At 43.7% G+C, this 14,283-nt stretch carries 9 protein-coding genes; 4 read left to right on the top strand and 5 right to left on the bottom strand.

The features are described 5' to 3' along the window. Positions 1–38 precede the first annotated feature (38 nt). The 3 genes from glyA to AAEY79_RS00855 form a co-directional block, all read right to left on the bottom strand. Positions 39–1,295 (bottom strand): serine hydroxymethyltransferase, encoded by a 1,257-nt coding sequence (glyA, locus tag AAEY79_RS00845; protein ID WP_352286831.1) that lies wholly within the window; start codon positions 1,293–1,295, stop codon positions 39–41. A gap of 345 nt (positions 1,296–1,640) precedes the next feature. Beyond that, on the bottom strand, positions 1,641–2,135 hold the full coding sequence (locus AAEY79_RS00850) for a chorismate lyase (RefSeq protein WP_201577073.1): 495 nt from the start codon (positions 2,133–2,135) through the stop codon (positions 1,641–1,643). Between the two features lie 112 nt (positions 2,136–2,247). Continuing rightward, on the bottom strand, positions 2,248–3,636 hold the full coding sequence (locus AAEY79_RS00855) for a GNAT family N-acetyltransferase (RefSeq protein ID WP_201577072.1): 1,389 nt from the start codon (positions 3,634–3,636) through the stop codon (positions 2,248–2,250). Between the two features lie 705 nt (positions 3,637–4,341). On the opposite strand from AAEY79_RS00855, the gene AAEY79_RS00860 reads away from it, so the two are divergent. Then, on the top strand, positions 4,342–6,561 hold the full coding sequence (locus tag AAEY79_RS00860) for an NADP-dependent isocitrate dehydrogenase (RefSeq protein WP_201577070.1): 2,220 nt from the start codon (positions 4,342–4,344) through the stop codon (positions 6,559–6,561). Between the two features lie 332 nt (positions 6,562–6,893). Here the strand turns inward: AAEY79_RS00860 and icd are convergent, their stop codons facing one another. Continuing rightward, on the bottom strand, positions 6,894–8,153 hold the full coding sequence (icd, locus tag AAEY79_RS00865) for an NADP-dependent isocitrate dehydrogenase (RefSeq protein WP_201577068.1): 1,260 nt from the start codon (positions 8,151–8,153) through the stop codon (positions 6,894–6,896). A 692-nt stretch (positions 8,154–8,845) separates the two neighbouring features. On the opposite strand from icd, the gene AAEY79_RS00870 reads away from it, so the two are divergent. Both AAEY79_RS00870 and AAEY79_RS00875 read left to right on the top strand, forming a co-directional pair. After that, a complete protein-coding gene (locus AAEY79_RS00870; protein WP_173239109.1) occupies positions 8,846–9,460 on the top strand; it encodes a pseudouridine synthase in 615 nt (204 codons plus the stop codon). A gap of 605 nt (positions 9,461–10,065) precedes the next feature. Beyond that, entirely contained in the window at positions 10,066–10,926 is an 861-nt protein-coding gene (locus tag AAEY79_RS00875; protein WP_201577062.1) for a DUF305 domain-containing protein, read from the top strand. Positions 10,927–11,072: 146 nt separating this feature from the next. Here the strand turns inward: AAEY79_RS00875 and AAEY79_RS00880 are convergent, their stop codons facing one another. Beyond that, positions 11,073–13,082, bottom strand: a complete 2,010-nt coding sequence (locus AAEY79_RS00880) for a M61 family peptidase (protein WP_352286837.1) — start codon at positions 13,080–13,082, stop codon at positions 11,073–11,075. 326 nt (positions 13,083–13,408) lie between these two features. On the opposite strand from AAEY79_RS00880, the gene AAEY79_RS00885 reads away from it, so the two are divergent. Continuing rightward, on the top strand, positions 13,409–13,894 hold the full coding sequence (locus tag AAEY79_RS00885; RefSeq protein ID WP_025651686.1) for a peptidylprolyl isomerase: 486 nt from the start codon (positions 13,409–13,411) through the stop codon (positions 13,892–13,894). Positions 13,895–14,283: the final 389 nt, after the last annotated feature.

Here is a 14,283-nt window from a genome sequence, read left to right on the forward strand (position 1 = left end):
TTTTTGTTATACAGCTCTCAAAAAGAGTCAGTTAAGACTTACTGGTTTTTTTCGTAAACTGGTAATTCTTTACAGATGGCTTCTACTTTACCGCGCACTTCAGCAGCCACTTTTTCATCGCCACGGCTGTCTAGCACGTCACAAATCCAACCTGCCAACTCGCCCGCTTGTGCTTCATTGAAGCCGCGAGTGGTAATCGCTGGCGTACCGATACGGATACCAGACGTCACGAACGGCGATTTTGGATCGTTTGGTACAGCGTTTTTATTCACAGTGATATGCGCATCGCCAAGCCATTTGTCCGCTTCTTTACCGGTCATTTCTTGCTTGACTAGGCTGATGAGCATGAGATGGTTTTCAGTACCACCAGAGATGATTTCATAACCGCGCTCTTGGATGACCTTTGCCATCGCTTGGGCGTTTTTGACCACTTGCTGCTGATAGGTTTTGAAGTTGTCCTCTAGCGCTTCTTTAAAGCAAACCGCTTTTGCCGCGATGACGTGCATCAACGGACCGCCTTGGTTGCCTGGGAATACCGCAGAGTTAAGCTTTTTGGCAAGTACTTCATCACGAGCCAAGATCATACCTGAACGCGGGCCACGTAGGGTTTTGTGCGTCGTAGTTGTCACGACATCAGCGAACGGTACTGGACTCGGATAAACGCCACCAGCGATAAGACCAGCCACGTGTGCCATGTCTACGAGTAAATAAGCGCCGACTTCGTCCGCGATTTCACGGAAACGCGCCCAATCGACCACTTGTGAATACGCTGAAAAACCAGCAATAATCATCTTTGGCTTATGCTCTTTTGCCAAACGCTCAACTTCGTCATAATCGATAAGGCCAGTGCCTTCGACCAAACCGTACTGTACGGCGTTGTAGTTCAGGCCTGAAAAGTTGATATGGGCGCCATGAGTCAAGTGACCACCAGCGTCTAAGCTCATGCCTAGTACGGTGTCATTGGCGTCTAATAATGCTAAGAAAACAGCCGAGTTTGCTTGGCTACCAGAATGCGGCTGGACGTTGACGTACTCAGCACCGAACAACTCTTTTGCGCGGTCAATGGCCAATTGCTCAACCACATCGACGTGCTCGCAACCACCGTAATAACGCTTACCTGGATAACCTTCAGCGTATTTATTGGTCAGGTCAGTGCCTTGTGCTTCCATCACTGCTTGCGAGCAATAGTTTTCTGAAGCGATAAGCTCGATGTGGTTTTCTTGACGAACGCTTTCAGCGGCCATGGCTTCAGCAAGTACTGGATCAAACTCTTTGATAGAAATATCTTTAAACATAGTGATGTCCTAGGTAGTGGCTATCGTTAATGGTAGTGTTTATGAAAAAGAAGCGAGTAGTAAAAGGAGGTAAAATAGGCAAGCAAAGGCAATTGGCCTTGTTATTAACTTGTCCATTATAGGCAATAAATTCGACATATAAATGCATCGATATCATCGCTAAAGATTAAGTGTAACATGAAAATTTGTACTGCGAGCGCAAAAAAAACTCACAGCAAGCTGAGCAATTTAAATGACGATATCACGCAGATAAATAGCCAATAAAATAAAGTATTTACTGGCGGCTCACCCATACGGTTAAAACAATATTTTTATTAATATCCTAACTTATATAGTAACGCGTGCTCATTTTAAAAATGAAGCTAAAAACGTTTCGCTAATCAGTAGCGTGCGCCCATACCAATCATAACGCGTTTGTCGTTGCCAGCCAGCATCGGTATGGCTGATAAAACGCTGACTGGGTAAAGTACGACTGCGCTTAAACAACACATATCCGATAGGCGTGCCTTTTAACTGTTGCAGACGTCGCGCGTTGCCTTTGAGACTCGATAAAGGAAAGATACTTTGCGCTGCCACCCACGGCTGCTCATCATTACCATATAACTGCACGTCACGTATCCACGCTAGTAAGGGACGATTCAGCGCTGAACCTTGCAGTCCTAATTGTCGTTTTTGTTGCAAGGTTAGCGCTCGAAAGCCCTCAAAACTGCGTTCTACTCGTAATGGCTGCCCTGCTCTTTGTTCCAACATCGCAGTCAGAGAGCCTTCGGCATTAAGCCAAGATACCAGCTCAGAGGGCGGGGTAAAAGTGGCAGGACTAGCAAAAAGATTACTGGGCATAGTTAACGGCCTAATAGTGAGAATTTAAAAAGTAAACGGCTGCGAGTGTCTGTGAATAAAGCAATGTTAATAAAAGTGAGATTAATAAAAGCAGCAGTAATAATAACGAGCATTAACGATTGATATCAAAGTCTGGCATATTATCGGCGTTAAACGGTAATGCCTCAAATGCCTGCTGACGATATTGCGCCATATGCAAGCGATCTTTTGCACAAAAATCGCTAATCGCTGGCACAAAGCGCGCATCATAAATACGGTGGATAGAGTGAGTGGTCGTTGGAATAAAACCGCGAACCAGCTTATGCTCCCCTTGCGTGCCCGGATCAAAATACCTTAAGCCTTGCTCGATAGCAAACTCAAGCCCTTGATAATAACAAAGCTCAAAGTGCAAGCTATCATACTCACCGAGCGCGCCCCAATAGCGGCCGTACAAGGTAGCATTATCATCAACATTATCGCTGTCCGCTTTATCGTATAAGAATAAGCTACTTGCGATGATTTCACCATCGGCATCCATGGCTTGCGCCAACATGATGTGCTCAGGCATGCTGTCGGCTAGCGCCATAAAAAAATCAAGGGTCAAATATGGCTTTTGCCCACGTACCGCATAAGTCATCACATAACAATGATAGAACGCTTGCCAGTCTTCATCCGTGATGTCGTTACCACACTTACGCTGACAGCTAATGCCTTGCTCGCCGACCTTGCGACGCTCAGCCCGAATAGTCTTGCGTTTTTTGGCTTTTAATGTCGCCAAGAATCCTTCAAAATCCATAAATAGCTGGCTGTCTTGGCTAAGGTTTTTATTTTGCCATAAAAACTGACAACCTTGACGCTCAAGTATCGGCATTTCAATGATAGTCGTAGTAGGAGTAGCGATAGGCGAGCCAATAGGCTTGCTCGCTAAGTCATTCTTTTGGGCGGCGAGCGCTTTTTCTATATCAATCTTAGTCGGCATAGAGTTGATAGCAAGCGAGGACAGCTCATCTGTGACAAACAATCCATGCCAGCCCGACGCGCCTACTTGCTGGGCGACATCATCAACGCCAGCAATCGCCGTCTTTATAATGTCTGCAGTTAAGCTCTCGCCTTCTGCTAACCACAAGCGCTGTCCGGTAATCGGGGTGTAAGGGACACTTGTCACCAGACGTGGGTAATAATCGAGACCGTATTGAGCATAAGCTTGTGCCCAAGAATGGTCAAATACAAACTCACCTTGATGATGACCTTTTATGAACACGGGCATGACGGCTACCGGATGCGTTATGTCTGCCAGTGCTGCCTCTCTCAACTTAGCCGATTCTGCTACGGCATCATTCTGAGTACCCTCTACCCGATGTACCAAGATATAAATAGGTAGCCAGCCTGCTCGCTCACCAATTGCGCCAGTATCACTAAGCGCTTGCCAAAAATCAAATGACATAAAAGGAGTATCTGGCGCTTGCCACTGTGCTTGGCTCTGCCAACTGGTATCACTGAGTAGCGCATATTGTAAAGTCATAGTACCCACACTGTTTTTTCTTAAGGGTTTAGCCTACCAAATATCAGCGCTTTTGCTGTCACAATTTGCAAAAATAGCCATATTTCTTGAAAATTACTTAGCACGCCTTAATATCAAAATAGCATAAAAAAAGCCAGCCACACGAATGTAGATGACTTTACGACACTAGCCGTACTATTTTTAATTGAGCGCTTTCAGCTAATGAGCACACTATTTTTATGAATGATAGGGTGAACGATATATCTATTAATTGCTGTTACCTGATGACTCAAAAAACAGGGTTTAAAGAACGGTAATTGTATAGAAAAGATGATATCAACGCTCATGACTGGTAGAATAAGGCTATTATTAGCTTAATATAATTTGTATACATGAGATATGAATAAAAATAGTACAATTGGTTCATTATGCGAGATTGACATCGCCTTGGATCTATAGTGGGTCAACTATAATCTGCTGTTAGTCAGCCAGTTTTGTGTAGAGAATCACAATACTGTCTCAACGTACTATTTTTAGTTTTGATTCACCACAATTAGCGACAGAAATTTTTAAGTTGCCTTGAGGCTCTCCAAAAGATTACTCATGTTACATTTGCTCCAAGCATGGCCCACTATCGCAGAGAGTCTCTATAGAAACACCCACTTAGAAGCACCCATTGATTTAAGCATTAATATTAACTACAGCCTAAAGGGATACACTACTATAATGTCAAAAATTATTTATACAAAAACTGATGAAGCCCCAGCGCTAGCAACCTTGTCCTTCTTACCTATTGTCAAAGCCTTTACCCAAACCGCAGGGGTTGAGGTGGAAACCACTGATATCTCTGTTGCCGCGCGTGTGTTGGCTGAATTTCCAGAGTATTTAAGTGAAGAGCAGCGCGTTCCTAATAATCTAGCTGAGCTTGGTCGATTGACGCAAGATCCTGACACCAACATTATCAAACTGCCAAATATCAGTGCTTCTGTTCAGCAGCTAAAAGCCTGTATCAAAGAACTACAAAGCAAAGGCTTTGCTATCCCTGACTTTCCAGAAGATCCAAAAACCGACGAAGAACAAGAAATTCGTCAGCGCTATGGTAAAAGTCTAGGCAGTTCGGTCAACCCTGTACTGCGCGAAGGCAACTCAGATCGCCGTGCGCCGAAAGCCGTTAAGAACTTTGCGCGCAAGCATCCGCATTCTATGGGCGAGTGGAAGCAATGGTCAAGTACCCACGTATCACACATGCACAGCGGTGATTTTTATGATGGCGAACAGTCGATAACTTTAGATAAAGCCCGTAACGTGCGTATGGAGCTGTTACTTGAGGATGGTACAACGAAAGTATTGAAGCCAAAAATTGCGTTGCTTGATAAAGAAGTCATTGACCTGATGGTCATGAGCAAAAAATCGCTACTAGAGTTTTATGAGCAAGAAATGGAAGACTGCCGCGAAGCTGGTATCTTGTTTTCACTGCACGTAAAAGCCACTATGATGAAGGTTTCGCACCCTATCGTGTTTGGACATGCGGTTAGAATTTATTATAAAGATGCATTTGACAAGCACGGTGCTTTTTTTGATGAATTAGGCATTAACGTCAACAATGGTATGGCTGATCTATACGACAAAATCTCTACTCTGCCATCCTCTAAACGTGAAGAGATCGAGCAAGACTTGCATGCCTGCCAAGAGCATCGCCCACGTCTAGCGATGGTTGACTCTTCAAAAGGTATCACCAACTTCCATTCGCCAAGTGACATTATTGTCGATGCGTCAATGCCTGCGATGATTCGTAACGGTGGTAAAATGTGGGGCGCTGATGGCAAACTATATGATTGTAAAGCCGTCATGCCAGAGTCTACCTTCGCCCGTATTTATCAAGAAATGATCAACTTCTGCAAATGGCATGGTAACTTTGATCCAACCACCATGGGTACGGTTCCTAACGTAGGCCTCATGGCACAAAAAGCAGAAGAATATGGCTCACATGACAAAACCTTTGAGTCTAGCGCTACCGGTATCGCCCGTATTGTAGATATTGATACCGATGAAGTATTGCTTGAAAAAGATGTAGAAAAAGGCGATATCTGGCGCATGTGTCAAGTCAAAGATGAGCCTATCCAAGATTGGGTGAAACTTGCCGTTCGCCGTGCGCGTGAGTCAGATACTCCCGTCATCTTTTGGTTAGACCCGTACCGTCCGCACGAGAACGAGCTAATCAAAAAAGTTAACATGTATTTGAAAGACCATGATACTGACGGTCTGCACATTGAAATCATGTCACAGGTGCGCGCCATGCGTTATACCTTAGAGCGCGTCGCTCGCGGTCTGGATACTATCTCTGCCACAGGTAATATTCTACGAGATTATCTCACTGACTTATTCCCAATTCTCGAGTTAGGAACCAGTGCTAAGATGCTATCAGTCGTACCATTAATGAAAGGCGGCGGTTTGTTCGAAACTGGCGCTGGTGGTTCTGCACCCAAGCACGTTGAGCAGCTGGTAGAAGAAAACCATTTACGTTGGGATTCATTGGGTGAATTTTTAGCCTTGACGGAGTCATTGGAGCATTTGGCCAAAAACGATAACAATGCTAAAGCGCAAATCTTAGCAGATACGCTCGATAGAGCCACTGAAACGTTGCTGCTAAATGACAAATCACCGTCACGTAAAACCGGTGAGTTAGATAACCGTGGTAGCCATTTCTATCTGGCGATGTACTGGGCTCAGGAGCTGGCCACACAAGACCAAGATGCAGATCTTAAAGCGCAATTCGCCCCGCTAGCGCAAAAGCTTGAAAGCAATGAAGACGCCATTATTAAACAGTTTAATGATGCTCAAGGCAAAGCGGTAGACATCAAAGGCTACTACTTCGCAGATGAAGCATTGGCTGAAAAAGTCATGCGTCCAAGCACCTTATTCAATGAAGCGTTGGCATCGTTGTAATAGATTTAACTGGCTAGCCTTAAGTAACGTTACTTCTTTATACTTTTGCAGCTAGCGTCAGTTAAAAACAATAAAACACCCCGCAGCTCGATAGAGTTGTGGGGTGTTTTTTATTGTCTGTAGATAAAAAGGTAATAGTGCTTATATAGGGTCTGTGCAGACAGAGGCGACAAAAAATTGATATCAGCAGTATCGTAGCGATTCTAAAATTCCTTGACCATAGTTATAACATCAGCATAAAAAAATCACCATAAAAAAGCCACCTACATGATTGTAAATGGCTTTTTCAACAGCTTATATTAAATTGCTTTTAGCTCATCATAAAGCGATGACTAGGCATCCATGTGCTTAATGATTGCTTTACCAAACTCAGAAGTGCTGAGCAAAATAGCATCAGGCATCAAACGCTCAAAGTCATAAGTGACCGTTTTATTAGCGATAGCGCCTTGAATACCATTGATAATGAGGTCAGCGGCTTCTGTCCAGCCCATGTCACGTAACATCATCTCAGCCGATAGAATCAACGAGCCGGGGTTTACTTTGTTCTGACCAGCATATTTAGGCGCAGTACCATGAGTCGCTTCATAGACAGCGATTGCGCCGCCTTTGTTGGCACCCGGTGCAATACCGATACCGCCCACTTCAGCCGCTAGGGCATCAGAGATGTAATCACCGTTTAGGTTAAGCGTGGCGACGACAGAATAATCGGCAGGACGCATCAGAATTTGCTGCAAAAAGGCATCAGCGATGACGTCTTTGATAATGATGTCATTACCCGTTTTTGGGTTTTTCATCGTCATCCAAGGGCCACCATCTAACAACTCTGCATCGAAGCGCTCTGCGGCTAATTCATAGCCCCAGTCTTTAAACGCGCCTTCGGTGAACTTCATGATATTGCCTTTGTGCACTAAAGTCACACTCGGCAAATCGTTATCGATAGCGTGTTGAATGGCTTTACGCACTAGACGCTGCGAGCCTTCTTTGGATACAGGTTTGATGCCAATGCCGCAGTCATCGTCGAAACGAATCTTCGTCACGCCCATTTCTTCTTTTAAGAACTTGATGATTTTCTTTGCCTCATCACTGCCCGCTTTCCATTCGATACCGGCATAGATATCTTCTGAGTTTTCGCGGAAAATCACCATATCTGTTAGCTCAGGATGCTGCACAGGGCTTGGCACACCTTCAAACCAGCGAACTGGACGCTGACATACATAGAGGTCAAGCTCTTGACGCACAGCGACGTTTAATGAGCGGAAGCCGCCGCCTACTGGCGTGGTTAATGGCCCTTTGATACTGATCACGTAATCTTTTAAGATCTCTAGCGTTTCGCTTGGCAGGTAGTCACCATCATAGATTTTGGCCGCTTTTTCGCCCAAATACGCTTCCATCCAAATGATGGACTTTTTGCCGTGGTAAGCTTTATCAACTGCAGCATCAACCACCTTGACCATGACCGGAGTGATATCTACCCCAATTCCATCGCCTTCAATGAAGGGAATAATGGGATGATTGGGGACATTCAACGATAAATCAGCGTTGACGGTTACTTTTTCGCCGTCTCTAGGTACGATAACCTTATCATATGACATGGATAAAACTCCTTGGTTGTATGTTGGATGTCGCAAGTTTCATTGGTACTCTAGGCGCTCCATTATGCTTGCGCTACTTTATTATGGCTATGCGTGGTTATAGTTATACGTAATTCACGTCTTTAGCTAAGCGAGAAAAAATCAAGTACTTACGATCTTATATTTACGGCTCTTAAATGTGGGCATTTTGCAAATCCATTCTGAACTCACATTATGGCACTCAATGCTTTAACATAAAAAATCGGAAAAAATTTTAATAATAGCCATAGACTGAGCAATGAAAAGAAAAGCCAGCTAACAATAACATCAGCAAAAAAATTATGAAAATAAGTAAAGTAACAAAAATACTTTATATAAACTTAATAATTATTGATAATTTACAAGCCTAGGTAACTGTACAAATCTGATGTGCTATCCTAATCATTGTACTAAGATAAAGGGCTGCGCAACAATTTTTCGAGCGCATAACCCATATGCAAGTATCAATATTATAAATACCACTATTATAACATGGTTTTACTGTAGACATAAAAGCGCACCTTCATAGGCTATGGCTGATAAGTTAATACATTATTTGTTGTGTGTTCTTTTTTGATTACAATAGCGTTAATTAAGTTATCAGCCGCTTCATAATCGGTCTAATTCTTACCTTTCATGCTTTATCAATATCTTTATTTAGGAAATGCTATTTTATGTCGACCACCAGTCTCATTTTGTTTAATAAGCCTTACGGTGTGCAAAGTCAGTTCCGTGATGACAGCAACAACGACCACACCACCCTATCGGAATATTTCACGGATAAGTCTTTGCGCGTTGCTGGCAGATTAGATGCGATATCTGAAGGGTTACTGATTTTGACGAGTGATGGCAGGGTTAATAAAGCCATTACTCATCCACCAAAAGCCAATGCTGGACGTAAACAAGGTAAGACTTATTTAGTACAAGTTGAAGGTACTCCTACTGCCGAGCAACGTGATAAGCTTCGACAAGGCGTGATTCTTAAAGATGGTAAAACTCTGCCTGCCGACATCAAACAGCTTAGTGAAGAGGATTTACCGATGCCACTTTGGCAACGTGACCCGCCTATTCGTGAGCGTAAAAGCATACCCACATCATGGTTGATGCTGACGATTTATGAGGGTAAGAATCGTCAAGTCAGACGCATGACGGCGCATGTTGGCTTGCCTTGTCTGCGTCTTATTCGTTGGTCAGTGGCAGGCTTTGAATTGGGAGAACTGGCAGTTGGTGAGTTTGTGCGTATCCATTTAGACAGTGCAAAACTGCGAGAATTGGGTGTTCATAATTAATCGAACCTAACATCATGTTGATGTCGGTATTATGAGGGTCTGTTGAACATTCAAATGTGGTACTGGCAGCGTCTATTTTTTAGACAATACGCAGTGAAATTTTTGACGACTAGTCGTTCTAGGTTAGACAATTTCGCCATGTATTGGTAAAAAATAGCCCTGCCCTGAAAGGCTGATACTAAAATCACCCCAAACATTGTTGTAAACCTAGCTAAGGTCTCGACATTATCGTCGGTTTACGCCTGATTTGATAAAAGGTTTGATGCGATTTTAGCGATCAGCAGTCCTAATATTTGAATGTTCAACAGACCCTAACATTAATTATCACTTTTATGAATAATATCTACCAACTATCACGTGTTCGAGTATAGATAGCAACAACAGATAATATAAATAAGATAATGGATAAATCGACACACGTATCTGCTTGAGAGAGCTCAGTCATGAAATCGAGCAAATATATTACGACCTGTTAAACATAGCGTCTCGAACTGGTAAGGTTTATCTGCTAAGATTCAGCACTTCTCTGCCTTAGTGCCATATTAGTGGCGTACTTTGACTTTGCCTCTATTTATTGTTCCTCTTGTCTCTTTTAAGGATATGTCATGATTCCTTCGCGTCGTTTCGCCTTGTTCGCCACCAGCATTGCTGCGGCACTTATACTGAGCGCTTGTCAGCCAGCAACCGAGAACGATGAGGGGATCCCTACAGAAAAAGTGGCGACACCATCGACTGAGATGCCTGCGAATCATGAAGGCATGGACATGGATGCTCACGCAGGTCACGATATGACAGGTGGCGATGCAATGGCGGATGAGATGCAAATGACGGATATCCTCCAAGACTACACCAAGTCAATGACGAGAATGCATGATGAGATGATGATCGGCATGGTCTATAACGATGCTGATACTGCCTTTGCGAAAGGTATGCTGGGACATCATCGCGGCGCCCTAGACATGGCAAAAATCGAGCTAAAGTATGGTACTGACGCCGCCATGCGAGAGCTGGCGCAAGAAATCATAACGGCGCAGCAAGCTGAAATAGACATTATGAATAAATGGCTCGCTGGCCATCCCGATGCAGCTAAACCCAAGCCTAATACTCAAGCGATGCAGCAAGCTTATGCCAAGAGCATGGATGCAATGCATGATGACATGATGCTAGGTATCGCTGACCCTGTCCCTGATATGGCGTTTGCACGAGGTATGTTGCCCCATCACATGGGCGCTGTAGACATGGCAAAAATACAGCTCAAGTACGGTACTGATGCCGAGATGCGCAAATTGGCTCAAGATATCATCGATGCCCAGCAGTCTGAAATTGAACGCATGCAAAACTGGATTGCCGCTAACAAAACCGCCGAGGTTAATAACAACGCTGTTAGTAACGATACTGTTGGCAATGACGCTACTGTTAAAAATGAGGCATCCACTAAAGCGCCTGCTGAGCAACCTGCTATCTAAATTGACTATGGTTCAATCGGTACCGATAAATGTACAAGCTATCACATCAAACCCCTGCTAATCATAAATGCTTAGCAGGGGTTTTTGTTTTTACTCGGACATATTGAATCATAGCTACGGTTCAAAGTATGTTAAAACTGCTCTATTTACGCTTGTTGACGTGCCATGACATCAAGCCATACCTGCCAGCTTGGCTGTACGGTTGAATGGTCACTACTATCGTCTGATAATGACTCTGTCTTTGCTAAGTACAAGCTTACTTTGTGCGGAAAGGTTTTGTCGTCTATGCTCTGCTGTTTTGCACTATTAAGCACCGCTTTAGGTAGTACGCTGACGCACATCAACTCATCGCGACGAAACAGGTAACATTCAACCTCACGCTCTGCTTTAATAAGCGACGCTAATTGCTTGGTGTCTGCCTTGATACCGTCAATAGCGATGATGACATCATGCGCCGATATACCAGCGTTGGCAGCCACACTGTCACGCGTCACGCGATTGACCTTCAGTCCAGCTGGCGTCTCACTACAGCGCATACCCCAAGGCACATGCTTATCGGCAGTTTCTTTGCTATTAACATGTATTTTTATGCCGTTTGCCGTTAATAATGCTTCAATGGGTAATTCTTCCACCCCATTGACATAGCGGCGCTCAAACTCTTGCCAGTCAGTAAGCGCCATAAATTGCCCGACAACTTTGCCCATATCGGCACTGCTGATACCAATCCGTCGGTTGTCATTCTGCGTTGCTTGGTTATAAAAAGCCTTGACCACATCAAATAACCGATAACGACCGTTGCTCTTTTCGAGTAAAGTTAAATCTAAACAAAGCGCCACCAATGCGCCTTTATTGTAGTAACTAATACCGGCATTACCTGTGTTTTCATCATTACGATATAATTTAATCCATGCATCAAAACTCGACTCAGCGACACTTTGATAGGCGCGTCCAGGCGTTTGATAGTAGCGATTGATTTGTTCAGCCAGTAATTTGAGATAACTTGGTTTATCAATCACCCCTGACGCTTGCAACATAAAATCATCGATATAAGAGGTAAAACCTTCGAATACCCAAAGCAGCGGTGTAAAAGCTTCGCGGCGCAAATCTACATCCAACATGACATCAGGGCGTACGGTTTTGACCCACCACGCATGAAAGTACTCGTGGCTGCACAAGCCTAAAAAACGCTGATAATCGCTGCTGGGTACTTTGGGTTCGTCAATACTGGGCAAGTCGCGACGCGGGGTAATCAGGCTGGTCGAATTGATGTGTTCAAGACCTCCGTAGTCTTGCCCACTGGCAAAAGTCATAAACGTATAGTCGTTGAAGGGTGCATCACCCAGCCAATCTAGATACGTCTGACAAATGTGGGTGACGTCTTGCTGTATTCTACCCATATTGGCATTATGCTTACCCGACAGATAAAAACGGTGAGGTAGGGTCTGATGTGTATGGTCTTGGACAATAAAGTCAAATTTATCCTGTTCAGCGATTTCAAAAGGATAATCAATCAGCTCGTGATAGCTGTTTGCCTGTAGTGCAAAGCACTGCTGCCCATCAAGTCGTAAATGGGTAGATTCAAGACCACAAGCTAAGAGCACACGGCTTTCTTGTTTATCCGCAAAAAATGTGGCTGGCACTATCAAGCTTACTTGTATAGGCGTCTGCTCTTGCCCATCTACCGCTAGCGCTAAAGAAGTAAAGTTCCCATATAAGCGCTGCTGATCGACGTAGGCGGTGCGCACAGACAAGTCATAACAGTAGACTTCATAATGGACGTCTACGGTCTGCCCTGCTTTAACTTTTGGTAATTGCCAGGTATTTTTGTCTGTCTTTACCGCGCGCTGTATCTCAACGCTCTTATTATTGTCGTCAGTGATTTGGTAATGTACTGCGGTAATATTGCGGGCAAACTCGCGCATCAGATAGCTACCCGGTATCCATGCTGGCAACCACAGCTTTGGTGAGTCTACGTTTGCTGTAAAGGTAAGCGACACATCTACTAAGTGCTCATAAAAACGCTCAAAATCGAATCGATAACTACTATCGGCTACGATTTCAGCATTCTCACTGATTGAAGTCGTACTTATTGACTTATTATTGGGAGTGTCGGTGTTAGAACTATTGATATCAGCTTTATTGGTAAATGAATTCATCGTCTTTCTCATCTTTATTTTTATCGTTATGGTAGAAGTCCTTAACCGAAAACGCAACGGGCAAACCAGAAAAAACAAGCACGCTACTCTGTAAATGATAGAAAACAACGTTTATTTTCATAAATTATGATATTAATTTGCATTTTTTATCACTTTTCCCTTGAAAGTTATGTGAGCCATCGCAATTAAAGATGCTAACTGCTAAAGTTACTTTAATAAACTGATGATAATTGACTAATGACGTGGCTATCTGGCTTGCCGATTGGCTTTTTTAGGTTTATTGCAACCGTATTTAATTTTTTACACAGATATATTTAGGATAATTTATGACTACTATCGCAAAAGACACTGCCGTCAAATTCAATTACACACTAAAAGACGACGAAGGCAACGTGCTTGACCAATCACCAGAAGGTCAGCCACTTGCTTATCTACATGGTCACAGCAACATCATCCCAGGCCTAGAAAAACAACTAGAAGGCAAATCTGCTGGCGAAACAGTAAACGCTGTCGTTGAGCCTGCTGATGGCTACGGCGAATACCAAGAGCAAGCGGTACAGCATGTGCCACGCGATAACTTCCAAGGCGTTGATGACATCCAGCCTGGTATGCAATTCCAGTCAGAAGCCGGTGGCCAAGTAATGTTGGTGACGGTTACTGAAGTAAATGATGACGAAGTGGTCGTTGATGCCAACCATCCACTAGCTGGTAAGCGTTTGACTTTTGATGTTGAAATTCAAGAAGTACGTGCAGCGACTGAAGACGAACTAAACCACGGCCATGTCCATGGCGCAGGCGGCGTTGAGCACTAATCTCTATTTGAGTATTAGAAAACATTTAAACGATAAGCGAGTACGATGAAGCTTGTCGTTTATTGTAAAAGGTCAGTAGATACGTCTACTGGCCTTTTTTTATGTTTTACGGCTTATCTATAAAAATACTTTATCCCAAACGTAACAAAGCCGCATAACGACGAGCGCTATGCGGCTTTTATCACCAACCATCCATGTTAACGCTACATGATACCTAATCCCGAGGCATCCTATAACTAGCAGGCATCCAGCCTTATTATCCCTAATTAGCAAACCATCTATCCCTGATGCGATCTTTAAGATACCAATCCCTAGTATCAATGAACTGTTTCGTTCAATCGTGCCGTACAGTTATAATCGCAGATTGACCCAAGGTTAGTAAGAGGTCG

Source organism: Psychrobacter sp. GW64-MNA-CIBAN-0177 (genome assembly GCF_040309585.1).
GTDB lineage: Bacteria > Pseudomonadota > Gammaproteobacteria > Pseudomonadales > Moraxellaceae > Psychrobacter > Psychrobacter okhotskensis.